Origin of the sequence: Celeribacter sp. (genome assembly GCF_048266405.1) — a bacterium.
Lineage (GTDB): Bacteria > Pseudomonadota > Alphaproteobacteria > Rhodobacterales > Rhodobacteraceae > Celeribacter.
In genome coordinates this window covers 240,820-264,306 of the sequence record NZ_JBLWZO010000001.1, presented here as the reverse complement: position 1 = coordinate 264,306, position 23,487 = coordinate 240,820, and the positions used below count along the sequence as shown (strand labels likewise).

25 protein-coding genes and 1 tRNA gene are annotated in these 23,487 nt (G+C 57.8%); 9 read left to right on the top strand and 17 right to left on the bottom strand.

The features are described 5' to 3' along the window. Positions 1-18: 18 nt before the first annotated feature. From ACN0TS_RS01355 to ACN0TS_RS01320, 8 genes are all read right to left on the bottom strand, one after another. Positions 19-627 (bottom strand): DedA family protein, encoded by a 609-nt coding sequence (locus ACN0TS_RS01355; RefSeq protein WP_417257517.1) that lies wholly within the window; start codon positions 625-627, stop codon positions 19-21. Continuing rightward, positions 617-1,000 carry a hypothetical protein gene (locus tag ACN0TS_RS01350; RefSeq protein WP_417257516.1) on the bottom strand — a complete coding sequence of 128 codons (384 nt, stop codon included), beginning with the start codon at positions 998-1,000 and terminating at the stop codon, positions 617-619. Before ACN0TS_RS01350 ends, ACN0TS_RS01355 begins: the two co-directional genes overlap by 11 nt. 73 nt (positions 1,001-1,073) lie before the next feature. Beyond that, the gene (locus ACN0TS_RS01345; RefSeq protein ID WP_417257515.1) at positions 1,074-2,258 is read right to left on the bottom strand and encodes a vWA domain-containing protein; all 1,185 of its coding nucleotides are present in this window, start codon (positions 2,256-2,258) and stop codon (positions 1,074-1,076) included. Between the two features lie 12 nt (positions 2,259-2,270). After that, positions 2,271-2,435 (bottom strand): apolipoprotein acyltransferase, encoded by a 165-nt coding sequence (locus ACN0TS_RS01340; protein WP_417257514.1) that lies wholly within the window; start codon positions 2,433-2,435, stop codon positions 2,271-2,273. 44 nt (positions 2,436-2,479) lie between these two features. Beyond that, complete coding sequence (locus tag ACN0TS_RS01335) at positions 2,480-3,895, bottom strand: DUF2927 domain-containing protein (RefSeq protein WP_417257513.1); 1,416 nt, start codon at positions 3,893-3,895, stop codon at positions 2,480-2,482. A gap of 73 nt (positions 3,896-3,968) precedes the next feature. Beyond that, positions 3,969-4,883: an AEC family transporter gene (locus ACN0TS_RS01330; RefSeq protein ID WP_417257512.1), complete on the bottom strand. Its 915-nt coding sequence runs from the start codon at positions 4,881-4,883 to the stop codon at positions 3,969-3,971. After that, entirely contained in the window at positions 4,883-5,326 is a 444-nt protein-coding gene (locus ACN0TS_RS01325; RefSeq protein WP_417257511.1) for a GNAT family N-acetyltransferase, read from the bottom strand. The genes ACN0TS_RS01330 and ACN0TS_RS01325 overlap by 1 nt, the downstream gene beginning before the upstream one ends. Then, positions 5,326-6,165 (bottom strand): AAA family ATPase, encoded by an 840-nt coding sequence (locus tag ACN0TS_RS01320; RefSeq protein ID WP_417257510.1) that lies wholly within the window; start codon positions 6,163-6,165, stop codon positions 5,326-5,328. The genes ACN0TS_RS01325 and ACN0TS_RS01320 overlap by 1 nt, the downstream gene beginning before the upstream one ends. Before the next feature lie 198 nt (positions 6,166-6,363). On the opposite strand from ACN0TS_RS01320, the gene dksA reads away from it, so the two are divergent. Together dksA and ACN0TS_RS01310 are read left to right on the top strand one after the other, a co-directional pair. After that, positions 6,364-6,786, top strand: a complete 423-nt coding sequence (dksA, locus tag ACN0TS_RS01315) for an RNA polymerase-binding protein DksA (RefSeq protein WP_417258164.1) — start codon at positions 6,364-6,366, stop codon at positions 6,784-6,786. A gap of 120 nt (positions 6,787-6,906) precedes the next feature. Beyond that, positions 6,907-8,064 (top strand): FAD-dependent oxidoreductase, encoded by a 1,158-nt coding sequence (locus ACN0TS_RS01310; RefSeq protein WP_417257509.1) that lies wholly within the window; start codon positions 6,907-6,909, stop codon positions 8,062-8,064. Between the two features lie 78 nt (positions 8,065-8,142). Here ACN0TS_RS01310 and tpiA read toward each other — a convergent pair whose 3' ends face one another. Continuing rightward, on the bottom strand, positions 8,143-8,901 hold the full coding sequence (tpiA, locus tag ACN0TS_RS01305) for a triose-phosphate isomerase (RefSeq protein ID WP_417257508.1): 759 nt from the start codon (positions 8,899-8,901) through the stop codon (positions 8,143-8,145). A 127-nt stretch (positions 8,902-9,028) separates the two neighbouring features. On the opposite strand from tpiA, the gene ACN0TS_RS01300 reads away from it, so the two are divergent. Further along, complete coding sequence (locus tag ACN0TS_RS01300; RefSeq protein ID WP_417257507.1) at positions 9,029-9,934, top strand: isopenicillin N synthase family dioxygenase; 906 nt, start codon at positions 9,029-9,031, stop codon at positions 9,932-9,934. Positions 9,935-9,936: 2 nt separating this feature from the next. On the opposite strand, the gene ACN0TS_RS01295 is transcribed toward ACN0TS_RS01300, so the two are convergent. The 6 genes from ACN0TS_RS01295 to rimK all read right to left on the bottom strand — a co-directional run bounded on the left by ACN0TS_RS01295 (position 9,937) and on the right by rimK (position 14,071). Beyond that, the gene (locus tag ACN0TS_RS01295; RefSeq protein WP_417257506.1) at positions 9,937-10,251 is read right to left on the bottom strand and encodes a TfoX/Sxy family protein; all 315 of its coding nucleotides are present in this window, start codon (positions 10,249-10,251) and stop codon (positions 9,937-9,939) included. Then, positions 10,251-10,622, bottom strand: coding sequence for a HesB/IscA family protein (locus ACN0TS_RS01290; protein WP_417257505.1), 372 nt, complete (start codon positions 10,620-10,622; stop codon positions 10,251-10,253). Before ACN0TS_RS01290 ends, ACN0TS_RS01295 begins: the two co-directional genes overlap by 1 nt. A 22-nt stretch (positions 10,623-10,644) precedes the next feature. Continuing rightward, positions 10,645-11,397, bottom strand: a complete 753-nt coding sequence (locus ACN0TS_RS01285) for a DUF3307 domain-containing protein (protein ID WP_417257504.1) — start codon at positions 11,395-11,397, stop codon at positions 10,645-10,647. After that, positions 11,390-12,040: a hypothetical protein gene (locus tag ACN0TS_RS01280; protein ID WP_417257503.1), complete on the bottom strand. Its 651-nt coding sequence runs from the start codon at positions 12,038-12,040 to the stop codon at positions 11,390-11,392. The genes ACN0TS_RS01285 and ACN0TS_RS01280 overlap by 8 nt, the downstream gene beginning before the upstream one ends. Positions 12,041-12,183: 143 nt before the next feature. Further along, positions 12,184-12,546: an SUF system Fe-S cluster assembly protein gene (locus ACN0TS_RS01275; RefSeq protein ID WP_417257502.1), complete on the bottom strand. Its 363-nt coding sequence runs from the start codon at positions 12,544-12,546 to the stop codon at positions 12,184-12,186. Positions 12,547-12,673: 127 nt separating this feature from the next. After that, positions 12,674-14,071 (bottom strand): 30S ribosomal protein S6--L-glutamate ligase, encoded by a 1,398-nt coding sequence (rimK, locus tag ACN0TS_RS01270; RefSeq protein WP_417257501.1) that lies wholly within the window; start codon positions 14,069-14,071, stop codon positions 12,674-12,676. Between the two features lie 152 nt (positions 14,072-14,223). Between rimK and tgt the strand changes: the two genes are divergently transcribed. Together tgt and ACN0TS_RS01260 are read left to right on the top strand one after the other, a co-directional pair. After that, positions 14,224-15,354, top strand: coding sequence for a tRNA guanosine(34) transglycosylase Tgt (gene tgt / locus ACN0TS_RS01265; RefSeq protein WP_417257500.1), 1,131 nt, complete (start codon positions 14,224-14,226; stop codon positions 15,352-15,354). Between the two features lie 10 nt (positions 15,355-15,364). Next, positions 15,365-15,925 (top strand): hypothetical protein, encoded by a 561-nt coding sequence (locus ACN0TS_RS01260; protein ID WP_417257499.1) that lies wholly within the window; start codon positions 15,365-15,367, stop codon positions 15,923-15,925. On the opposite strand, the gene ACN0TS_RS01255 is transcribed toward ACN0TS_RS01260, so the two are convergent. Further along, positions 15,922-18,192 (bottom strand): glycosyltransferase family 2 protein, encoded by a 2,271-nt coding sequence (locus tag ACN0TS_RS01255; RefSeq protein WP_417257498.1) that lies wholly within the window; start codon positions 18,190-18,192, stop codon positions 15,922-15,924. The two genes, ACN0TS_RS01260 and ACN0TS_RS01255, sit on opposite strands and share 4 nt — an antisense overlap. Before the next feature lie 448 nt (positions 18,193-18,640). Here ACN0TS_RS01255 and lon point away from each other — a divergent pair, with 448 nt between their 5' ends. The 4 genes from lon (at position 18,641) to ACN0TS_RS01235 (ending at position 22,138) form a co-directional block, all read left to right on the top strand. Continuing rightward, complete coding sequence (lon, locus tag ACN0TS_RS01250; protein WP_417257497.1) at positions 18,641-21,049, top strand: endopeptidase La; 2,409 nt, start codon at positions 18,641-18,643, stop codon at positions 21,047-21,049. Positions 21,050-21,250: 201 nt separating this feature from the next. Further along, entirely contained in the window at positions 21,251-21,679 is a 429-nt protein-coding gene (locus tag ACN0TS_RS01245; protein ID WP_417257496.1) for an HU family DNA-binding protein, read from the top strand. A 59-nt stretch (positions 21,680-21,738) separates the two neighbouring features. After that, positions 21,739-21,813: transfer RNA gene (locus tag ACN0TS_RS01240), tRNA-Val, on the top strand. A gap of 112 nt (positions 21,814-21,925) precedes the next feature. Further along, a complete protein-coding gene (locus ACN0TS_RS01235; RefSeq protein WP_417257495.1) occupies positions 21,926-22,138 on the top strand; it encodes an RND transporter in 213 nt (70 codons plus the stop codon). Between the two features lie 22 nt (positions 22,139-22,160). Here ACN0TS_RS01235 and ACN0TS_RS01230 read toward each other — a convergent pair whose 3' ends face one another. Then, positions 22,161-23,486 (bottom strand): S41 family peptidase, encoded by a 1,326-nt coding sequence (locus tag ACN0TS_RS01230; protein ID WP_417257494.1) that lies wholly within the window; start codon positions 23,484-23,486, stop codon positions 22,161-22,163. Position 23,487 lies beyond the last annotated feature (1 nt).

Sequence of the window (23,487 nt, the reverse complement as noted above, 5' to 3'; positions counted from 1 at the left end):
TCAGAGAAAAGGGGCGTTTCACTGGCGTTTGATTTTTTGCGCTTTTAGAACGCCTTTGGCCCAGAACAGTGCGGCTGCGGCGACAACTGTTGCCACCAAGAGGCCGATGACATCGGACATCAGCGTGCTGACCTCGGAGATGTTGTTGGCAAAGGCATACCCCGTCCAGACATAGGCGTTGACCCAGATAAATTCACCCAGAATGTCGGCCACGGTAAAGCGTGCCCACGGCAGTCGGGCAGCGCCCGAGGCGATGTTCACATATGGCCCTAGCGGTGCAACAGCCCATGTCGAGAAAAACACCCCAACGCCGCCGCGCCGCGCGACAAGTGCTTCTGCGCGGGCAATAACCGCCCTGCGAGCTGGCGAACGGGCGCCTAAACGCGCCAGAACCCGTGCGCCACCCGTGCGACCGATAAAGAACCCCGCTTGATCGCCCATAACCGCCCCCGCAAAGGTGGCTATGATGAGCGGAGCAATGTCGATATCGCCCGACGCGGCCAAGGCCCCTGCGGCGAGCATCATCAACGAGGTCGGGATCGGGATCAGCAGGCACGACAGGAAGGACGAAATCATCACGCCCCATACGCCGTAGGCCGTGACAGCCGCAAAGATGCTATCGGTCATTGGCGCTCCCGTTATTGCCCGCATTGCGGTCGGCATGAAAGGCAGTAACGGCGGCTTGGGCGGCGGCAATCACATCGGTGATCGGCACATTGCGATAAGTTGCAATCTCATCCAGACTCATGCGCCCTGCGGGAGGCGGAATCGGCGCGTCAACGGCGTCCAAAATTACCTCGTGCGGCACATTGAAGGCATGTGAAATAAATCCAGGTGTCATCCACGCCTCAATGTCTTTTTCGTGATGATCGCTATTGTGCCATAGCAGCATCGCGACCGAGAGACGGATGACGAAAAACAGCGCAAGCACCGATGCGCCGATCAGGGCGGTGGTGGCAAGCGGGGCAGCGGCCCAGAGGCGTTTGATCTGTGTTATCATGGCGTCGGGTGTCTCATATACAGGTTCAACGTGAGCCTAACGCAGTTCCGTCGCCACTGGCACCCGTTTGTCGCTATTTTCCAAGCAATTTGAAGCCGCGCTCCAACCCGTCGAGCGTCATCGGCACCATACGGTCCTCAAAAATGTCGCGGATCATGTCGATGGATTCGGTGTAGGTCCAATGGCGTTCGGGCACAGGGTTGAGCCATAGATGGTCGGGCCACGTCTCGCGGGCCCGTGCAAGCCATTTAGCACCGGCCTCTTCGTTCCAGTGTTCATTGGCCCCGCCAGGCAGGACGATCTCGTAAGGGGACATTGAGGCATCGCCCACAAAGATCACTTTGTAGTCGCGCCCGAAGGTGTTGAAAATCTCTTGGGTGGGGGTCTGCTCCGACCACCGTCGCGCATTGTCGCGCCACACGCCCTCGTACAGGCAGTTGTGAAAATAGAAATACTCAAGGTGTTTGAACTCTGCGCGGGCAGCGGAAAACAACTCCTCGACCACTTTGATATGACCATCCATCGAGCCGCCGACATCGAAGAACATCAGCACTTTCACAGCGTTGCGCCGCTCGGGGCGGGTTTTCACGTCGAGATAGCCGTGTTCGGCGGTGGCGCGAATGGTGCCGTCGAGGTCAAGCTCCTCATGCGCCCCGTCACGTGCCCATTTGCGCAGGCGTTTCATCGCCATTTTGATGTTGCGGGTGCCAAGCTCGACGTTGTCATCAAGGTTCTTGAAGTCGCGCTTGTCCCAGACCTTGACCGCGCGACCGTGGCGGGAGCGGTCTTGGCCGATGCGGATGCCCTCCGGGTTGGAGCCAAAGGCGCCAAAAGGTGAGGTGCCAGCTGTGCCGACCCATTTGCTACCGCCCTGATGGCGGCCGCTTTGTTCTTTGAGGCGCTGTTTGAGCGTCTCCATCAGCTTGTCGAAACCGCCCAAACGCTCGATTTCGTCGCGTTCTTGCGGGGAGAGAAATTTCTCTGCTTCACGGCGCAGCCAGTCTTCCGGCAGATCAACGGCATTTAAGATGTCGTCTGAACTTAGGCTTTCAAGTCCTTTAAAGGCCTCGGAAAAAGCGCGGTCGAATTTATCAAGGTGTCGCTCGTCTTTGACCATTGCAGCGCGGGAGAAATGGTAAAACCCGTCGATGTCATAGGTCACAAGTCCCGCCTGCATCCCCTCCAGAAACGCGAGGTATTCGCGCAGGCTGACGGGAATGCCTTCGCGCCGCAGTCGCTCGAAGAACGGCAGGAACATCGCGTGCGGCCTTTACAGGAGCCGCTCGAGAAGCACGGTGATAATCAGGCCGACAACGGAAAAGGCCAGACAATAGGCCGCTGCATATTGCAGCTTGTCCAAGCGGTCGCCTTGACGTTTGGCGGCGGTGCGCCATCCCAGAATGGCCCCGATCAGGAAAAAAGCGATTACGATCATGTCTTGCTCCTTGTTGAGCGTGTCTTGGTCCATGTGCGCAGATGTTAGCGCGCGAGGGCCTGTATGTCGGCGATATGTGCATATACATCGCGGTCCGATCCAAACCCATACCGTGCCCATCCCAAACTGTCGAGACGCACCGCTTGGGCCTCACCCGCCCGTCCTATCCGCAACAAGGCTTCGGCTTTGGTAAGCATCAGAGATGACAACAGGGCTGCGTTCTGAGCGCGGGTGGCGGTTGCTATGGCGGGATCGAGGTCGGCCAAGGCGCTTGGATAATCGCCGCGTACCAGATCAATGGCCGCCAGATGCAACGTCGCGTGGGCGGCCGCGATCTCTGTGAGCGACGAGCCAGCAAAGAGGCGGCGGGCCTGTTCGAGATTGGCGCGTGCTGCCTCGGTGTTCTGACCTTGTTGCAACCGTCCGAGCAGGAAATAGGATAGCCCCGCGCGATTATCGCTCCATCCACGGTTTTGGGCGATGGCCACGGCACGGGTGGCCGCAGCACGACGGGCGGACAGTGCACCGCCGTCCATCGCACGGGTCACGTTGGCGATCCAGTCATGGGGGGTGGTGTCGACACGGGCTAAACCTCCGCTGCGCCCTGCGGGGTTGAGACGGTCAAGCAGCGGAACGATCAGGGCGGCGACCTGTTCGCGCGTCAGACCAGAGCGCAATTCGGGCGCATAGGTGGCGCGCAGCATCAGCATGTCGAACCCTGTCAGGACGGAGTGAATGTTGTCGTCGTTGAATACACTGTCGGGCAGGCGAAAGAGGTCGTTGAGGGGGCCGAGCGCTTGGGCCAGTTCCTCGTGCAGGCAATCGCGCACGTCCTGCGGTGTGCCGCCAGTGGGGATGAAGATCGCAGCACGGGTGCGTGTGCGCACGGTGGTCCACGACGCGGCGCGGGCGGCGCGAAATTCGGCCCAACTCGACACATCTGCGGCGGCGATACAGGCGGTGTTGGGCGCGCGTTTGCGGAATGCGGCAGCGGGCACCAACTCAATGGTGATCGCGGCTGGCGATGTGCGCGGCACGAGGGCGATGTCCAGACCTGCCTCGCGTTTGAGACGGTCGAGCAAGTCGCCCAGATCGGCGTTGAGGGTTGTGGGCACCTGTGCGCCGACAACGCGGACCGAAATTGGCCCCTCAAAGCGCGAGAATACAGGTAATGTGGCTCCCGTCTCCAAACGGAATGACAGATCCATGAAATCCTGCGCCATCTGGACATTAGAGCGGCGTGGCGTTGTCTTTGTCGCAGTGGTGAAGCGCTTCATCGGCGGCAGTTCGATGCGTTGGGCGCTGACCGTGAGCAGCTCGGGAGTGCTGTCCTCGCGAGGCGCGCGCATCTCGGGTGCGCCACAGGCCACGAGCGCAAGCAGGCCCAGACCGAGGGCAATCCTGCGCGGGTGGCGCGAACGCGAGGGGGCGGGACGCGGGAGAGATGGGGTCAGGGACATGCTCGGCCTCTTTTGGGCGGTTTTTATGAGTGTAGCAAAGCCGCAGGGATAAAGACCAGTGCGTTCACTTGTCTCAGGCAAGAACGGCCAAGGACACAACCGACAGGATCGAGGTCCAGATGATCACGGGCGCAATCGCATCGGTGCGTATACCGTGCAGCATGGCGAGCGAAAAGGCCATCGCGCCTGACGGACCTGCGGCACCAAGGATAAAGAGCGTGTGCCATTGCTCGGTGACAGCGGGAAAGGCGGTGAGTGCTGCGAAGACTGCGAGCGGAAAGCCGAACAGTTTGAGCGCACTCATCGCCGTCACCGTTGGAGAGGGAAGGAGGGAATGACCTGAAAGGATCACTCCAAGAGCAAATAGTGTCAACGGGGCAGCGGCGGGGCCTGCAAAGTGCATGGCGGTGAGCAGGGGGACGGGGACGCTAATGTTCGCAACATTGACCACAATGCCAATCACAATCGCCAAAAGAACGGGGTTAAGGGAGATGCGTTTGAGCGAGGCCACCGCGGAGGTTCCTCCCGCCATCACATCGGTGGTGATGATGAAAAAGGCGAAAGAGAACAAAGAGAACGCCGTGTCCCACGCTACAATGGCTTTTATCGGTAGTGAGCCGCCTCCCTCGCCATAGATCAGGATCGAAATGGGCAGGATATACAAAAGCGAGTTTACGAAAATAACCGTCATGCCCAAGAGCCACGCCTCTAGGTGGTCACGTTTGAACACATGGAGAGCCACAAGATAGCTGACGACAAACAGCACCGCCTGACACAGGGCATAAAGCGCCATCGTCCTGAAATCGAACTCCGCTATGGAGAGCGCGGCGATCAATGGAAAGATCAATGCGGGTTGCAGCACGATAAAGGCCACACGGTTGACCGCGCGGGCCTCATCAAAGCTGACCTTGTTCAGACGTCCCAACACAAACCCGAGGGCAAGCATGGAAAAGACGGGGAGGATATCGTGGGTTAGGACATGGAGCATCAGGTGGTCCGCACATATTTGATGAAAGAGGTTTTGGCACCGATACGGTCGTAGAGGGCGCGGGCGGTGTGGTTGAACTCTTGCGTCATCCAATAGACGCTGGGCGTGCCATTGGCATCCGCCGCGCCATATACGGCCTCAATGAGAGCGCGGGCCGCCCCTTTGCCGCGAGCCGCCTCGGACACAAAGAGGTCTTGGAGATAGCACACATCGCCTGCCTGCCAGTTGTGTGCATGGAAGATGTAATGGACAAAGCCCACAACCACGCCGTCCAACTCGGCGACGAAGGCCCCGCGCTCTAGGGCCTCGGGGGCGGTGAGCCGTGTAAAGGTGGCATCCGTGACGGCTTGTTCGACGGTGCTTTCATAGAACGACAAATACCCTGCCCATAAGGTTTCCCATGCGACGCGGTCGGCCGTCGTGAGAGGGTGGATCAAAAGCATTAGCGTTGTCCCCGCGCCATAAAGGCGAGGCGTTCAAACAAAGCGACGTCTTGTTCGTTCTTAAGCAGTGCGCCGTGAAGTTTGGGCAGGGCGTTGACCCCGTCACGTTTGAGATCCTCTGGGGTGAGGTCTTCGGCCAAGAGCAATTTGAGCCAATCGAGCACTTCGGAGGTAGATGGTTTTTTCTTGAGCCCTTGGGTGTCGCGAATCTCGTAGAACTGGGTGAGGGCCGTGGCCAAAAGGCGTTCTTTGATCTGTGGGAAATGCACGTTGACGATTTGGCGCATCACGGCCTCATCGGGGAAGCGGATGTAGTGAAAGAAACAGCGGCGCAAAAATGCGTCTGGCAATTCTTTCTCGTTGTTAGAGGTGATGATGATGACGGGGCGATGCTTGGCCCGCACCATCTCGCCCGTCTCGTAGACGTGGAATTCCATCTTGTCGAGTTCTTGGAGTAGGTCGTTCGGAAACTCGATGTCGGCTTTGTCGATCTCGTCGATGAGCAAAACCACGCGCTCGTCGCTCTCGAAGGCCTGCCAGAGTTTGCCCTTGCGGATGTAGTTGGAGATATCGGCAACCCGTGGATCACCCAACTGGCTGTCGCGCAGGCGGGAGACGGCATCGTAGTCGTACAAGCCCTGTTGGGCGCGTGTGGAGGATTTGATCGACCATTCGACCATCTTAAGGCCGAGCGCATCGGCCACTTGGCGGGCCAATTCGGTTTTCCCTGTCCCAGGTTCGCCCTTTACCAGCAACGGTCGTTCCAACGCGATTGCGGCATTGACGGCAACGGTGAGGTCAGGCGGGGCGACATAGCGGTCGGTCGAGGTGAATTTCATCTGGGAAGGGCGCCTTAGAGAGTTGGTTTGCGGAAACAATTCGGATGTGATCATACCATTGGAGCACAAAGCTACAATCGTGCTGACTTCGTGTAGTGACAACCCCAATAAAAGAGGGTAAACGAACGGCGATTAGGAGGTAGCTGGATGACAAATGAGCACAATGAGGCTGTCGCTGGCGATAAAGAGGTAACTAAAATGAAGGCTGAGATTTTCTTGCCTGATGACTATCGTCCCGCCGAGGACGAACCATTTATGAATGACCGCCAACTCGAATATTTTCGTCGCAAACTCGAAGCGTGGCGTTCTGAACTTCTTGATGATGGCCGTCACACAATCGAAGGATTGCAGGATGGCACGCGTAACATTCCCGATGTAGCTGACCGAGCGTCCGAGGAAACCGACCGTGCGTTGGAACTGCGGACACGTGACCGTCAGCGCAAATTAGTGAGCAAAATCGAAGCCGCTTTGCGCCGCATCGAAGATGGCGAATTCGGCTATTGTGAAAAAACGGGTGAGCCTATTTCACTCAAACGACTGGATGCACGCCCCATTGCGACCATGACGCTTGAGGCACAAGAGCGCCACGAGCGCCGCGAGAAAGTCCATCGCGACACCTAAAGCGGCAATTCGTCCGGCTGACATTGATATAAGATTATGACAAACACCGGAGCAGGGCTTCGGTGTTTTTCGTTTGGGCGAGGGCATGAGGTTGAGGCCGCAATGCAAAGGAGACTTGGGATGCTGATCGGTCAAAATATCGCAGTGCTGGGCGCAGGTGTCGCGGGTTTGGCGACTGCACGAGCCTTGGCAATGCGCGGCGCACAAGTCACCGTTTACGAGAAAGCCCCCGAGATCACCGAAGTGGGCGCGGGGTTACAGATTACGCCAAATGGTGTGGCGGTCCTTCGGGCGCTGGGCTTCGATCCTGTCGCCCATGCAATGCGGTCAAGTGGTGTGCGATTGATCGACGGCTATATGGGCGCGCAGATTCTCCATCTCGACTTTGCCAAATACAAACCCGATTCGGACTTTTTACTGTTTCACCGTGCTGACCTGATCGACATGCTGTATGAGGGCGCGCGAGAGAGCGGTGTGCGCATTGCCCTGTCCCACGCGGTTGAGGATATTCGCGGCGACACCGATGGGGTGACGCTGAGCTTTGCGGGTGGGGGAGAGGCCCGCCATGATATCGTGATCGGTGCCGATGGGTTGCATTCCAAATTGCGCCCCATGCTCAATGGCCCTGCCAAGCCGTTTTTCACCGGCCAAACCGCATGGCGGGCAACTGTTCCTGCGCTGGGCGGCGAGGATGCGGCGGCGATGGTGCATATCGCGGCAGGGCGTCACGTGGTCAGCTACCCGTTGCGGGACGGGACATTGATCAACATCGTGGCGGTTGAAGAGCGCGAGGATTGGGCTGAGGAGGGATGGCACCACACGGGCGATCCCACCGAGATGATGACGCATTTCTCCAATTTTTGCCCCGGGGTTAAAGCCCTGTTGTCGCGGGTTGAATCGGTGTCGCGCTGGGGCTTGTTCCGTCACCCCGTTGCCGCGTTGTGGCATTCGGAGCGCACAGCGCTTGTCGGGGATGCGGCGCATCCGACCCTGCCGTTCTTGGCGCAAGGGGCCAATATGGCGCTTGAGGATGCCTGGGTTCTGTCCGACTGCATCGCCAACCTGCCGCTTGATCAGGCGCTACCGGCCTATCAGGCGCGGCGGCGCGCACGGGTGGTCAAAGTGATCGAGGCGGCCAACGCCAATGCGCGGAACTACCACCTCAAGGGCGCGAGCCGCTTCATCGGACATGCAGGTTTGCGTCTCGCAGGACGTGTGGCAGGCAAGCGGATGGTGGACAAGTTCGCATGGCTTTACGATCACGATGTGACGGCGTAGTAGCCGCCTGGACCAGAATGAAAAAAGAAGGCCAAGCGGCCCTCTTTTGTTTTTGATCAATGTGTTGCACGGATTTCTTTAAGCGTTTTGTAGCGCCGTTACGATGCCCGAGAAATCAGCGGCCTTAAGCGATGCGCCCCCGACAAGAGCACCGTCCACGTTGGATGTGGCGAAAATCTCTGCCGCATTCGATGGCTTCACGGAGCCGCCATAGAGCAGCGGGATAGAGGTCGCCCCATCCCCGAACCGAGCGATCAATGTGGTGCGCATGTCGTCGTGAACTTCGGCAATCTGTTCAAGGGTTGGAACCTTGCCCGTGCCAATCGCCCAGACGGGCTCATAAGCGATCACGAGCGTGTCGAGATCGGAGGCATTGGGCAGGGAGCCCGCCAGTTGATGACGTATCACATCAAGCGTTTCGCCCGCTTCGCGCTGTTCCAATGTCTCGCCAACGCAGACAATGGGCGACAGGCCCGCCATGAAAGCCGCGAGTGTTTTTTCAGCCACCATATGGTCGGTTTCGCCATGATCGGCGCGGCGTTCGGAGTGACCGAGGATGACATAGTCCGCGCCCGCATCGACGAGGGCCGCGGCGGAAATGTCACCCGTATGGGCACCAGAAGGTTTGGCATGGCAATCCTGACCGCCGACACGAATCTTGCTCCCCGAAAGTGCCGCAGCCATCGGTGCGATCAGTGTTGCGGGCGGGCAAAGCAAGATGCCGACAGTGGGGGTCGGGAACATCTCTGCTAAGGTTGTCGCCTCGGACAGTGAGGCCTTCACCCCGTTCATTTTCCAGTTCCCTGCCGCCAGTTTACGTGCCTTTGAGTCTGCCATGTGTCATCCCTTCTGATTGGTTGCGCGCATCATTGCAGTCCGCGCCGAACAGTCAAGCGCAGCCTTGACCCGAAGGGGCGCAACCCGCAGTAAGGGCGCAGGACGAATTGAGCCACAGGAGAGCCCCATGAATGCGGTTGTGATCCCCGATATTGACCTTGCCGCTGTCACGGCGCGGGAGCCGCAGGCGCTTGAGGCCTTGCGTGTCGGAGCGCGGGACGTGGGTTTTTTGACTGTGCGCAACACGGGGATGACAGCTCAGGACGTGGAGGCGGTGATGGCTGCTTACCGTGCGTTTTTCAAACAACCCGACGCAGTAAAGTCCGCTGTCGATATGGCCGCTACGGGATCTAACCGTGGCTGGGGAGCGCCAAAATCCGAACAGGTCGATCCCGATGCCAATCCCGATTACAAAGAGGTGTTTGATTGTGGGTATGAGGTCACAGGCAGCGATCTGTCGGTCTATGCGCACAACTTGTGGCCTGCCGCCCCAGAGGGGTTTCGTGACGCGGTGCAAAGCTATTATGCCAAGGCGCTCGACGTGGCGATGGAGGTGCTACGCGGCATTGCCACCGTCATGGGTGAGGATGCGCAATATTTCGATGACAAGTTCGATCAGCCGATGGCGCTGTTGCGCGGCAATTTCTATCCTGCGCGCCCCGATTGGGCGGGTGACAGGGATTTCGGCATCGCCGCCCATACCGACTATGGCTGTGTGACATTACTGGCGACGGACGGCGTGGCGGGGTTGGAAGTCTTGGGTCGAGACGGGGCGTGGCACGCAGTCTCAGCAGCGCCGGGTCGTTTTGTGATCAACTTTGGTGAAATGTTGGAAATGTGGACCGAAGGCCGTGTCAAAGCGACCTTGCACCGTGTGCGCGGCACAGCGCAGGAACGCATCTCCGTGCCGCTGTTTTTCAATCCCAACTATGAGACAAATGTCGCCCCGAAAGGAGCCGCGCCAATTTCAGCTGGGGAGCATCTGACGCGGCGGTTTGAACAAACCTACCTGCATCTCAAGGATAAATCGTAGCTTTAAGTCAGAGCTTCGAGGGCCTTGCGGGCCCAGACACAGGCGGCCTCAGGGTCGTCCAGCGCGCTGTCGGGCAGGGTCCAGTAGTGCATCCCGCGCCCGTCTTCCATGGTGAATTTTTCGGCGCCTTCTTCGGCCATTTCGGCGGCCAAGGCATCTTTGGCCTTGAGATATACGCGACCGTCAGAGGATAGGATGGCAAAGATTTGCCCGTCGCAATAGATCGACGCGCCACCCATCATTTTGCGTTTGGTGATGCCGCCAAGCGGGGCGAAGAGTTCAAGCGCGAAGGCCAGTTCCTCGTCGCTGATGGCCATTATTTGGCGGCCTGTTCCGTCAGGTTCTCGTCGAATTTGATGCTTTCGCCACAGCCACAGGCATCGACCACGTTTGGATTGCGGAATTTGAACCCGCTTTCAAGCAGGGAGACTTCGTAGTCGATTTCCGTGCCGAACAGGAACATCTGCGCCATAGGGGCAATCATCACCCGTGCGCCGTCTTGCTCGACCACTTCGTCAAGCGGATCAATCTCGGAGACGTAATCCATGGTATATTCCATGCCTGCGCAACCGCCCTTTTTGACGCCGATGCGCAAACCTTTGGAGCCGTCTTTCTCCATCAGTTTTGCGATTTGTGCCGCCGCCTTGTCGGTCATCACGACCGCCTGCTTTCCGGGAATGCCAAACATGTATGTCTCCTTCGCCTTTAACCTAAGGTGTGGGGCGCATGATCTCAAGCGGTGGAAGTGCATCACGTAGGGCAATCACGCCAATTGTGATCGCAATCGCCCATCCAAACGAGGCAAGCGTGCCGATAATCACCCATTCGGCCTTTTTGGCGTCCTGCGTGGCCTCGAAGCGCAACACGGATTTGGCCGCGACGAGAAAGCCGATGCCCGCAGGCATGTGACCGATGAGCAAAAGGAAAATCAACCCGCGCTCCAAGACGCCGATCCAGAACCCGCCGTTGGGCAGGCTTGCGCCGTGGCGGGCATCTGTGTCGGAGGATGATGGTGCAAAGGGGCTGTCGCCAAACCGTTGCATCAGCTTGCCCACCGCGAAACCACCCGCGCGGGTGGTGTAGATGAGGCCCGCCACAAGGAGCATGGCATGGGCCAGCCACGCGGGGGCACTTGCCCATAGGCCTGTCGCGTAGAGGTCTGGTGCGAGGAGAGCAATGGCGCCGATGGTGGCCAGGTGTGCAGCCTGATCGACGGCATAGGCGGTGATGCCATCCTCCGCGACCTTGGCCTTTATGCTGTCGATAATGACGTGCGTGAGCGCGAGCAGGTAAATCCACGGGTCCGCGAGCTGCCCTGTCGTAACCATCGCTGTCCCAAGCACGATCAGGAAATGCAGAAACAAGGTCTCCGACTTGGACTTCTGCGCCACCATCCATGCGGATTGAAACACGTAATCGGCAAGGACATGGGCGAGGAACAGGGCGGCGAGGAGGCTAGTCATTGGTATCTATCCACATTTCCATACTCGCCAACGCAAGAGATATCCTCTCGTATTGAGAAGCTTGGATGGTTTTCGTTACGGTTTGACGGGACTTTCCCAATTTAATTGCGGTTTTTGAAAAATTTAGATCGTAATCTGGAGACAGTATTTCGGAAATGGTTGCTGCCTGCACTTTTGTCCATTCGGATGCGTATCCATCAAGTGCAATTGCGAGTGCGTCTTGTGGGGTGGCTCTTTCGTATAGCATTCTGATACCCGTTGAAGACCGCTTTATGTCTTCAAGGGCTTCACCAGACCTCGAAAATGGTGATTTCGTTTCCCCATTCAAATCCGGTCCGATCTCGCCTGCGACATCCCCCTCGGCAATCCCGATATAGGTGTCGAACTCCTCGCCTAGCGCCCGCAATGCGGCGCGAAAGCATAGTGCCGACCTGAGCGCGTATTTCGGTTCGGCCAAGGCTACTTGCCAGCCATCGCCGCGGTGACGGGTGAAGTGGAGGCTTTGGCCATCCATCCAGTCGGCTTGCATATCGGCGCAGGCCTCTAGCGCGTCAAACGCCTGTTCCACCTTCGCGGGGCCCAGCGCGGTGGAGCCGACGAGATCGCCCGTAAGGACGGCTATCTTGCGTGTTTGTGTGGTCATGATGCAGCCAATATAGGTTGCGAATCGAAAAATGCAACCATATTAGGTTGCATGTAGATATGCGCAGCCCAAAAAGGTTGCAAAACGAAAAACGCAGCCGTTTCGGGCTGCGCTTAAATATTCCATCTCAGGTCTTGGGCTATTTACATAAAGCCCAATTCGAGGCGGGCCTCGTCGGACATCATCTCCATCCCCCACGGTGGCTCCCACGTCAGATCGACTTCGACATGTTTCACACCGGGCAAAGGCTCAATTGCGTCGACAAGCCATCCTGGCATTTCGCCCGCCACAGGACAGCCCGCAGCTGTGAGGGTCATGATGATATGGACCTCGTTCTCGGGTGAAATCTCGATGGTGTAGACGAGACCTAGATCGTAAATATTCACGGGAATCTCAGGGTCATACACCGTGCGACAGGCCTCAACGACCGCCTCGTGCAACGGGTGATCCGTGCTCGAGGGTTTGATCAGGGGCGTGCCTTCGACGGGGTTTTCGCTGTCGGTCATATCTACTGCTCTCACGTTATTCCTGAGCAAAGATATAGGTTTTAAGAGGGGCAAGGTCCAGAGGTGTCAGTTGCATTCCTCTGGTGCATTTGGACGCGGGGGCGGATTTTCCCCCACGTCTCTGTTATTAAGATGTTTTCCGTGACTTCCGAGCAGGCACAGGGCGCATCCGTTTCTCGATCATATCGTAGATCAGGCCTGCGATGTTCTTGCCCGTGGCGTTTTCTGCGCCTTCCAGACCTGGTGAGGAATTGACCTCCAACACCTTTGGGCCATCCTCGGCACGGAGCAAATCCACCCCTGCGATGCGCAATCCAAAGGCCTTGGCCGAGCGCAATGCGGCTTCACGTTCGGCTTTGGTGATGCGCACGGGGGTCGCGGTGCCGCCCAAATGCAGGTTGGAGCGGAAATCACCGCCCGATGAGGTGCGCTTGATCGCCACGGCCACTTTCCCATCAATGACGACACAGCGGATGTCTTCGCCCGCGGCTTCCTTGACAAAATGCTGAACGAGGAAGTTGGCTTTGAGCCCACGAAAAGCGGAGATCACCGATTGCGCAGCCTTTTTTGTCTCTGCCAGAACCACGCCGCGCCCTTGGGTGCTTTCCAGTAGCTTGACGATCAACGGGGCTTGCCCCGCCAAAGCGATCAGATTGTCGGTGTCCTTGGGTGAGGCCGCAAAGGCGGTGGTGGGCATCCCGATACGGTAACGGGCCAGCACTTGATGCGCCTGCAATTTATCGCGGGATTGGGTGATGCCTGCCGAGCCGTTGACGCAGAATGTGCCGATGGTCTCGAACTGACGAATGACCGCGGTGCCATAGGACGTGATGGACGCGCCGATGCGCGGGATGACGGCATCATAGCGCGGCAGGCGGGCGCCATCGTAGTAAATCTCGGGTGCCATTGCATTGATCGCCATGTAACAGCGCGTGGTGTCGATCACTTCAACGACATGGCCGCGCAATTCGCCTTCCTCAACGATACGCTTCGTCGAATAGCTGTCGGGTTCACGCGACAGCACTGCGATGCGCAAGGCCCGTGCGGGACCAGAGGCGCGAATGGCGGAGGAGAAATAGACGTTGCTGTCCAGACGTGGCTGGCAAAAGCTCTCGGTCGGGGCGACGACCATCGTTTCGGTGATCGCCTGACGTCCGAGCAACATGCGGTAGGCCATATTGGTGCGGTTGGTGAGCGTGATCTCGATGGGCCATTTGCGGTCCCCGATCCCGATCTCCGTTTCGATAACATAGCGCAATTCGGTCTCGCCGTTGGACGAGGTCACTTCGCGGCGGTCTACGACATTGGCGGAGCAAGAGATCACAACATCTTCGCGCCCGGGCACAGGGTGGACGTTAAAACGCACCTTGGGGGCATCCTCATGGCCGAATGGCTCGATGTCAAAGGCGTGTAAGGCCGAGGTGCGTGCCCCTGTGTCCACTTTGACCTTGAGGGCGGGCAGGCCGAGATCGGGCAGGGAGGCCCATTCTTCCCAACCCAAAGTAAAGGGCGCTGTGTCGGTCATGTCCGTTTCTTTCCAAATTCGCGAAACCAAGTCGTCCCAGTTTCACCTTTGACGGATTCTGACAAGAGATTTGTGACGCAAAGACGAAAATGACGGAACGCATGAACACCGCCCCTCTGGTCCGCGCCGAGATTTGACGGTATTGCTCGCCCATGACACAGAGATTCTCATTTTCCCTCGCCGCCACAGATGGCAAAGCCCGCACGGGCGTTATTTCCACGCCGCGCGGCGACATTCGCACGCCGGCGTTCATGCCTGTCGGCACTGCTGCGACGGTCAAGGCGATGATGCCCGAAAGCGTCGCCGCTACGGGGGCCGATATTTTGCTCGGCAACACCTACCATTTGATGCTGCGCCCCACGGCGGAGCGGATCGACCGACTGGGTGGGCTGCATAAGTTCATGAACTGGGACAAGCCGATCCTCACGGATAGCGGCGGGTTTCAGGTGATGAGCCTCGCCGAGTTGCGCAAGCTGACGGAAAAAGGCGTCACCTTCCGCTCTCATATCGACGGCTCCAAGCACGAGTTGACGCCTGAACGCTCGATGGAAATCCAGCGCTTGCTTGGCTCCGACATCGTGATGGCCTTTGACGAATGCCCCGCGCTGCCCGCCGATCGTGCGCGGCTTGAGGAGAGTATGCGCCTGTCGATGAGATGGGCCGAGCGGTCGCGGGAGGCTTTCGGGGATCGCCCCGGCCACGCGCTGTTCGGCATCCAGCAGGGCGGGTTGGAAGAGGACTTGCGCGCCGAGAGCGCCGAGGCGCTCACCAAGATCGGTTTCGAGGGCTACGCCATCGGTGGTCTGGCCGTGGGCGAGGGGCAGGAGGCAATGTTCGGCTGTCTCGACTTCGCCCCCGAACAGCTCCCGGAGGACAAGCCGCGCTACCTGATGGGCGTGGGTAAGCCCGATGACATCGTTGGCGCGGTCAAGCGCGGGGTCGATATGATGGATTGCGTGCTGCCGTCGCGCTCAGGGCGTACAGGGCAGGCATGGACCCGCCGCGGGCAGGTCAATATTAAAAACGCCCGCCACGCCGACGATCCACGCCCGCTCGACGAACAGTGCACCTGTCCCGCCTGTTCCAAATACTCGCGGGCCTATCTGCACCATGTGTTCCGCGCGAACGAGATGATTTCGGGGATGCTGCTGACATGGCACAACCTGCATTATTATCAAGAGATCATGCAGGGCATGCGCGACGCCATTGCAGTGGGCCAGTTTGCGGCGTGGGAAAAAGAGTTCCACGACACCCGTGCGCTTGGCGATATTGAGCCAGTGTGAGGCTGCGACGATGAAAATGCTGACCGCCTCTGTACTCGCCTTAACGCTTTTCGCTACTCCTACATTGGCGGGGGAAAGCCTGTGCGGTTGGCATGACCAAGAGCGCGTTCTTGCGGCTCTGACGGATCAATCGGCGGGGGATTTTGCAGGCGATCTTTCGGTTCAGATTGAGGCCGAAACGGTCTCGACCACTAAAGCCTTTGAAGATAATCGCGCCACGCTGACGGCGGAGGGCGTGTTGTCGGATGCCTTCCTTGGCGACTTGGTCCGTGACCCGATTGCGCTCACCCTTGGAGCACCGCTTTATGATGTCGATGCCGTGGATGACCTGTTGTGGACGGCGGAGACCGAATGGATCGCTGATGCGGTGTCCATGACGCCCTGCGGTCCCGAGGCGTTGCCGCAACTGTCAGGTGCCTTTGTCGGTGGCGAAGGGCTTGAAGGGCGCGTTACCCTGATCCCTTACTTCACCGATAAGATCGTGATGATTTTTGAAATCGACTACAGCGGTGAGTGGGGGCTGTCCGAGATCACGGGCGCTGCGCTTATGGAGCCTGCACCCAAAGACTAGCGCTGCAAGAAGAACGGCAGGCGCTGCGTGATCCAGTCGTAGGTGTTGTAGACCCACGGACGGGGACGGATGCGGAATTTTCGCCGTTTTTTTCTGCGCGAGGTCTCGGGTGTCGGCGCGGTTTTGGACTGCGGCGCATGTGGGAGCGCACTTGCCGTGGCTGTGGATTGCGGCACATGCGGGAGCGCACTTGCAGTGGCGTCCAAAAGGGCCGTGATCTGATCGGGGCTGACGCCTGCGGGCGGGGTCCAGTCCTCTTGCGTGAGGTCCGCCCGCCATTGTGCCACATCAGGGGCATATCCGCGTGCGGCGGCGAAGGCACCTGATTGCTCTTCCCATTGATCCAAAAGCGCCAGTCGCGCCGCAGGAGGCAATGCGCTCGGTGACGGGTCGTTGTCCGGCGCAGTGGCAAAATAGCCGCGCAAGATCCGTTGGCGCGTCTGAGTGTCGCCTTGCAACATGTTGACAAGGCGAAGGAAATCCGTGCTTTCGCGGCTGTAGCTTTTGTAGGTCGGGGCTGTCACGGCGGGCAGATCCTTGACCGCGTCTACGGGCAGATCGGCGAGCGCACAGAACGCAGGCCACAGTCCTGCGCCCTGACGCGCCGCATCGGAATCCCCTAGCCTGACATTGCGCCCCGTGGCGGCCTCGAACGGTGCGAATTGCGCGGGGAGGTCGAGCAAGGCATCGCCGAAATCTACCAAAAACTCCTCGTAACTCCGTGCGCCCATAGCGCGACCACAGGCGACCCATTCGCGGTAAAAGGATTCCGCGTAGCGCGTCGGCTCGCGGTGAAAGGCCACCACATCCACGGTGCCAAATCCGCTGAACTTATGCATCAAGGCAGCGATCAAGGTGTCGCGGTCGGACGCCGTGGGCATCCCCATATTCTCGCATGAAATGACAACGGTCTGGGTTTTGCTCTTGCGGACTTCGCGCCAAAGGGTCTCCCATGTCTCCTCATCACCCGTACGCAAAGCGAACAAAAGCCCCTGATGCCCGGGCAAGCCCCCTTCGCGAGTGTCAAACTGGTCGTCCTGCGCAAAGCCTGTACGCGGGACCAAGACACCATGCGATTTGAGTGCGTCGCGGTGGGCGACCAGTTGGTGTTGCAGGTAGGTGGAGCCCGTTTTGTGTTGGCCGATATGCAGGACCAGTCGTTTCGCGGGAAACTTTGGCGGGGTAGGCGGCAATGGCGCAGGCTCGGGGGCGCGGCGTTTAAGAACGTTGTGTGCCGTCTTGAAATCGCCGTTACGCATGGCGCGGTGCAATTCGAAAAAATCGACTCGGCGGATTTTGCCGCGTTTCGTGCGCATGCCGATCCGTGAGGTCTTGCGCACCATCGCATCGTCAAACACCGCATTTCCGAAGCTGTCCGTGCCCAGCAGCTCCGAAATGCGTTGGCCCAGTTGGCAGTAAGCCACGTCATAGCGGTTTTCATCAAGCGCACGGATAATATCCATGTCCCAGATGAGCCGCGACACGGTATTGAACAACTCCCGTTTTTCATAGCGTTTGGGCAGAGAATGATCTGCTACGCGGGCCCGTATGAGGGCCATGCATTTTTCGATCAGTTGGACTTGTAACTTGTGCGTCTCGAACCCTTCGGAGGTCACGGAAATGGAGCCTGCGCGACGTCGCCAGACCCGCACGGGGTCACCCAGATAGGCAATGGAGCGGGCGCGGGTGACGCAGTCGAGCACAAATAGACGATCCTCGAATTTGCGCTGTTCGGTGTCGAATGTCAGATCGAATTCCTGCAAAAACGCGCGGCTATAGAGGCTCGACCATGACGAGACGATGAACTGTGCCTCTTCGCCGCCCTTGAGGCCGCGCGTGACGCGTTTTTTGAGGTGGAGTTGCTTGTCGCGCGGCAAAATCTGTGTGTCGGTGCTGCCAGCAAAACCGAGATAGCAACAGGCGTGAACGATGTCGGCATGTGTCTCCATCGCGTAGGAAAACTGCCGCTCCAACCCGCGCGTGGTGTAGTAATCATCGGCGTCGAGAAAACCGATGTAGGTGCCGCTTGCCTCAGCTAGTCCTGTATTGCGCGCCGCCGACAGGCCCATGTTGACCTCATGGTGCAAGATGGTGACATCAAAGCCATCTGTGAGGCGGTCGAGATCGGCCGGGGAATAGGCCTCGGGGTTGTCGTTTACGACGATAATCTCAACGCCATCAATCCGTTGCGCGACGATAGAGGCCAGTGCCGCATGTAAAAACGCCGTTTCGTTGTAAAACGGAACGATGATGGAGAGGGGGGGCATGCTAGAACGTTGTGGGCGTTTTACAGGCTGTCGACTTCTGAGCTGCCACCGTCATCAGGTGTGTCGTCCTCAAGATCGTCCGACCCTGTAAAAATGGCCGCGCCACCGAGCAGGAGAAGAAGAAAAAATGTCAAAGTCGGCATGCGCTCTTTACCCTGCTTTTAAACTAACTTGTTTGTTGTCACGTATTTGTGCTGTGGCGTCAAGTTTGGGGAGGGGTTGTTTGCGTTTCAATGTGTAATTGCTGTGTTTAGCTCTATTTGTTTCCAATATACCGTCATTATGCGCTTGCGAGAGCGGGCATGGACAGGCACACTTCTTTGCAAAGCGACCTGTCGTCACGGTTGAAATGTCGGGTGCATCCCCCAAATATAAATACCGAGACGGAAAAGACCAAAGATTGCCGCTCGAGCGGGATCGGGTCTTTTTGCCAAGATAAGGAAAAAAAATGCACGAGCACAATCAAACGTACCCTGTTCTGCCCCTTCGCGACATTGTGGTGTTCCCCCACATGGTCGTGCCGTTGTTTGTCGGCCGCGACAAATCGGTAAAGGCTCTCGAAGAGGTTATGGCGAACGATCAGCAGATTTTGCTGTCGGCCCAAATGGACCCTGCATTGGATGACCCTGATGCGGACGCAATTTATCGCACTGGCGTATTGGCCAATGTGCTGCAATTGCTCAAGCTGCCCGATGGCACTGTTAAAGTGTTGGTTGAGGGGCAAACGCGCGTCAAAATTACAGATTTCGAGACCAGTGAGCCGTTCTTTCTTGCCAATATCGAACGCCTCGAAGAAGTGCAGGGCGATGATGCCACTGTAACGGCTTTGGTGCGCACGGTGGCCGAGGAATTCGAGCGCTACGCCAAGATCAAGAAAAACATTCCCGAAGAGGCTATGGTGGCCGTCTCGGAAGCGCGCGACAGCGCCAAACTGGCCGATCTTGTATCGGGTCACTTGGGCGTGGATGTCGAACAAAAACAAAAGCTGCTTGAAACTCTCTCGGTTGAGGAGCGTCTTGAGGCGGTTTACGGCATGATGCAGGGCGAGATGTCCGTGCTTCACGTCGAGAAGAAGATCAAAACCCGCGTCAAATCGCAGATGGAGAAAACCCAGCGCGAGTATTATTTGAATGAGCAGATGAAGGCCATTCAGAAGGAACTCGGCGATGGCGAAGAGGGTGCAGGTGAAGTGGCCGAGCTAGAGGCCAAAATCGCTGCGACCAAATTCTCCAAAGAAGCGAAGGAAAAAGCCGAAGCCGAGTTGAAGAAGCTCAAGAATATGAGCCCGATGTCGGCGGAAGCCACGGTTGTGCGCAACTACCTTGACTGGATGTTGTCGATCCCATGGGGCACCAAGTCGCGGGTCAAAAAGGATTTGAATCGCGCTGAGGATATTCTCGACGCCGATCACTATGGTCTTGAAAAAGTCAAAGAGCGCATTGTCGAATATCTTGCCGTGCAGCAACGCAGCCAGAAACTCAAAGGCCCGATCATGTGCCTTGTGGGCCCTCCTGGTGTGGGTAAAACAAGCTTGGGTAAATCGGTCGCCAAGGCCACGGGGCGCGAGTTTATTCGCATCTCTTTGGGCGGCGTACGCGACGAGTCCGAGATCCGCGGACACCGTCGCACTTACATCGGCTCCATGCCCGGCAAGATTATTCAGGCGTTGAAAAAGGCCAAAACCACGAACCCGCTCATCCTGCTCGACGAGATCGACAAGATGGGTCAGGACATGCGTGGCGATCCGGCGTCGGCTATGCTCGAAGTGCTTGATCCGGAACAGAACTCCACCTTCGTGGATCACTATCTGGAGGTCGAATATGACCTCTCCAACGTGATGTTCCTGACCACCTCGAACAGCTACAACATGCCTGGACCTCTTTTGGACCGCATGGAGATCATTCCGCTGTCGGGCTACACTGAGGACGAAAAGTTCGAGATTGCCAAACAGCACCTGATCCCCAAGCAGATCAAGAACCACGGCCTCAAGGCCAAGGAATTCTCGATCTCCGATGAGGGGCTTGTGGATGTGATCCGCTATTACACCCGTGAGGCGGGGGTGCGGAATCTCGAGCGTGAGTTTTCCAAGATCGCCCGTAAGGCGGTGACGAAGATTATCAAGAAAGAGGTCGAGAGCGTTCACGTGACGTCTGACAACCTCGAAGAGTTCTTGGGCGTCAAACGTTTCCGTCATGGGTTGGCCGAAAAAGACGATCAAATCGGAGTTGTCACAGGGCTGGCCTACACTTCTGTGGGCGGTGATCTGTTGCAGATCGAGGCTCTGAAACTGCCTGGCAAAGGGCGGATGAAGACCACAGGGAAACTCGGCGATGTGATGAAAGAGAGCATCGAGGCAGCAAGCTCCTATGTGCGCTCTATCGCTCCTTCAATCGGGGTGAAACCGCCACTGTTTGACACGATGGATATCCACGTTCACGTGCCGGATGGGGCAACGCCGAAAGATGGACCAAGTGCGGGCCTGGCGATGGTTACAACCATTGTCTCCGTGCTGACGCAAATTCCGGTGCGCAAGGATATTGCCATGACGGGTGAGGTGTCGCTGCGCGGCAATGCCACAGCAATCGGCGGCCTCAAGGAAAAACTCCTCGCAGCCTTGCGGGGTGGTATCAAGACCGTGTTGATCCCTGAGGAAAACGTCAAAGACCTCGCGGACATTCCGGACAATGTGAAAGAAGGGTTGGAAATCATCCCCGTCAGCCATGTGTCCGAAGTGCTTAAACACGCTCTGGTGCGTCAACCTGAGCCGGTTGAATGGGATGATGCCGCCGAAGAGGCTGCACGTCTGGCCAAAGTCACGGCGGGACCAGATGCGTCTCAGACAGCTGTCGCGCATTAATCCTTGATCCGTACAGAATGGCCTGACGATCAAACACTGAAAAGGGCGCCCCTCGCGGGTGCCCTTTTTCCGTGTATTTGTCTGTTGTGTCAGATTTGTCTGGTTGGCGCGTGAAATATCCATTGGCGTTCATGGAACTTTAGTTTCGCGCCAATACAGGATAGAGTGGGGATAACGTTTATTATGAGTGAGTTATGCATCATGGCCAAGAGCCCTACGACGACATCAAAAGACAAACCCGCAAAGACCAAAGAGACAGTTGCGAAATCTGCTGCGGCCAAAGCGGCCAAGCCAACCGTTGTCGCTGCGAGCGCCGTGGATGTGCCTGTTCCCGACGTGGTCACAGAATTGGGCAAGAAGGATTTTCTTGACCGCGTGGCGAATGCGTCGGGTGTCAAACGCGGCATCGCGAAAAAGATCGTGGACGCGGTTTTGATGGAGTTGGGGGATACCTTGCAGCGGGGCGAAAACGTCAATTTGCCACCTCTTGGAAAACTGTCGGTCAACCGCATGAAAGAGGCACCCAACGCCCATGTCATGATCACTAAAATCCGTCGCTCCAAGTCGATGGTCGAAGCTGCCAAGACGCCTGCTGCGGCCCCTGAATTTACCGACGAAAAGCACGACTGATTTTTAAGTCTTTCGTGCTTGCATCACCAAACCCGTGGCGTTAAATACCGCGCCACGGCGGGTGATTAGCTCAGTGGTAGAGCGCTTCGTTCACATCGAAGATGTCAGGAGTTCAAATCTCTTATCACCCACCATTTTACCAATCGGATCGAGCGCCCTCTGCGGGCGCTTTTTGTTTTTGGGGCTCTGGCTGTCTCGCGTGACAAACTCACAGACAGGTCGAGACTGATCCACCATACTTTTGGGATGAAATTTATAGATTCCCTCCCGCTTTTTTCACTGGTTTTGATTTGCCTCACGCTCGGGCTTGCGCCCTTCGTGCCTGAGCCGCATGTCTGGGAAAAGCTCAAGATGCTTGTGGCGGGCGATTTGACCCGACCCATCGACATTTTTGACTTCGCATTCCATGGGCTACCGTGGGTGCTGCTCGTGCTCAAACTGTCGCGCATGTCGCGGTGAGACGCCGAATAACGACAAGCGGTTAACGGTCTGAAAGACGTGCTAGAGCCGCCTCCAACATTGTGTCCTTGCCCCGCGCAAATCCTTCTGCGTCAACGGCATAGGGCACATCTGGCGGAATGCCCGCGCCCTCGAAGGCTTCACCATGCACAGAGGTGTAGACCTGATGGGGCAGGGTGAAATGCCATTTGTTGGGCAGGCTCCGCACCATGAGGTCCGAGAGCGATCCCGTGGTGTTCTCGCCCATCACAGTGACTTGCGGTAGCTCGCGCACCGCCATGACGTAAATCTCGGCGGCCGATACTGTTTCGGAACTGGTGAGCACCACCACGGGCGCTGTAATCGGCGCGGGCGCGCCATGGCCCGAAAACGGCGTGTCGCCAGTCATATATCCTTTTAGGATCTGCGTTGTCTTGGACCCTGCGGGCCAATCAGTGGCGGAAAACAGGCCTGCGTAGGTCAGCGCGACAGGGTCGGAACCTCCTGAGTTTGTGCGCAGATCGACGATCACGCCCTTGGCCTCCGCATAAGTTTGCGACAGTTGTGCGACGACACGTTCGGCTTCATCGACCATCGCTTGACCAAGGGGCGGTTCGGTTTCCATGTGGTGCATGCCAATATAGGCAATCCTGTTCTCAAGCCATCCGTGGCGGATGCCACTTGTCTCGATGAACTGGCGCTCGCTCACCAGATAGCTGTCAGTGACTTGCCAGAACGTGCGCTGATCCTTGTCCCACGGGGCAGGGGCCAGTGGCGAAAAATCCCCTGAAGGTGTCATCAGATTCACATGCGCATCCTCAAGGCCGCGCACAGAGTTGGCCATCACATCCGAGAGGTGTTTCGGGTCGAAATTGTCCGCAAGCGCCTCTAGGGCTTCGGCGCGTCGCGTGTCCCAATCCACGCCGTAGAGCTCAAAGTTCGGGTAATGGGTGTCAAAGGTGCGCCAGAATACGTCGAAGGTTTCAAGCGGTCCGGCCATTTTCCCGTGGAGGCATTGATCGGGGAGGGCGTCCACGCGGTAGGCGCGTATGTCGTCGATTACATCCGCCACGCCCACCGTCAGATCGTCGCCTTGAACGTCAAAGCTGTAGCCCGCCAGACGCCGCGCCAAGCCGATATGCGCGGGCAATTTTTGTGAGGGTAAACAGGACACGGGGGTAATCTCGTGGAGCGCGATGGTGAAGGGCGTGATCTGGACCACCAAGCCGTAGCCATTGGTGATCCAGATGCCTTGCAAGTCTTTGGACGGTTTGCCCGTCCACCACAGCACGCCGAATGCGAACCCTGTCACTAAAAGAGCCGCGCCAATCAGGCGCAGGACGCGAAGGATCATGTCTGACAGGGTCACA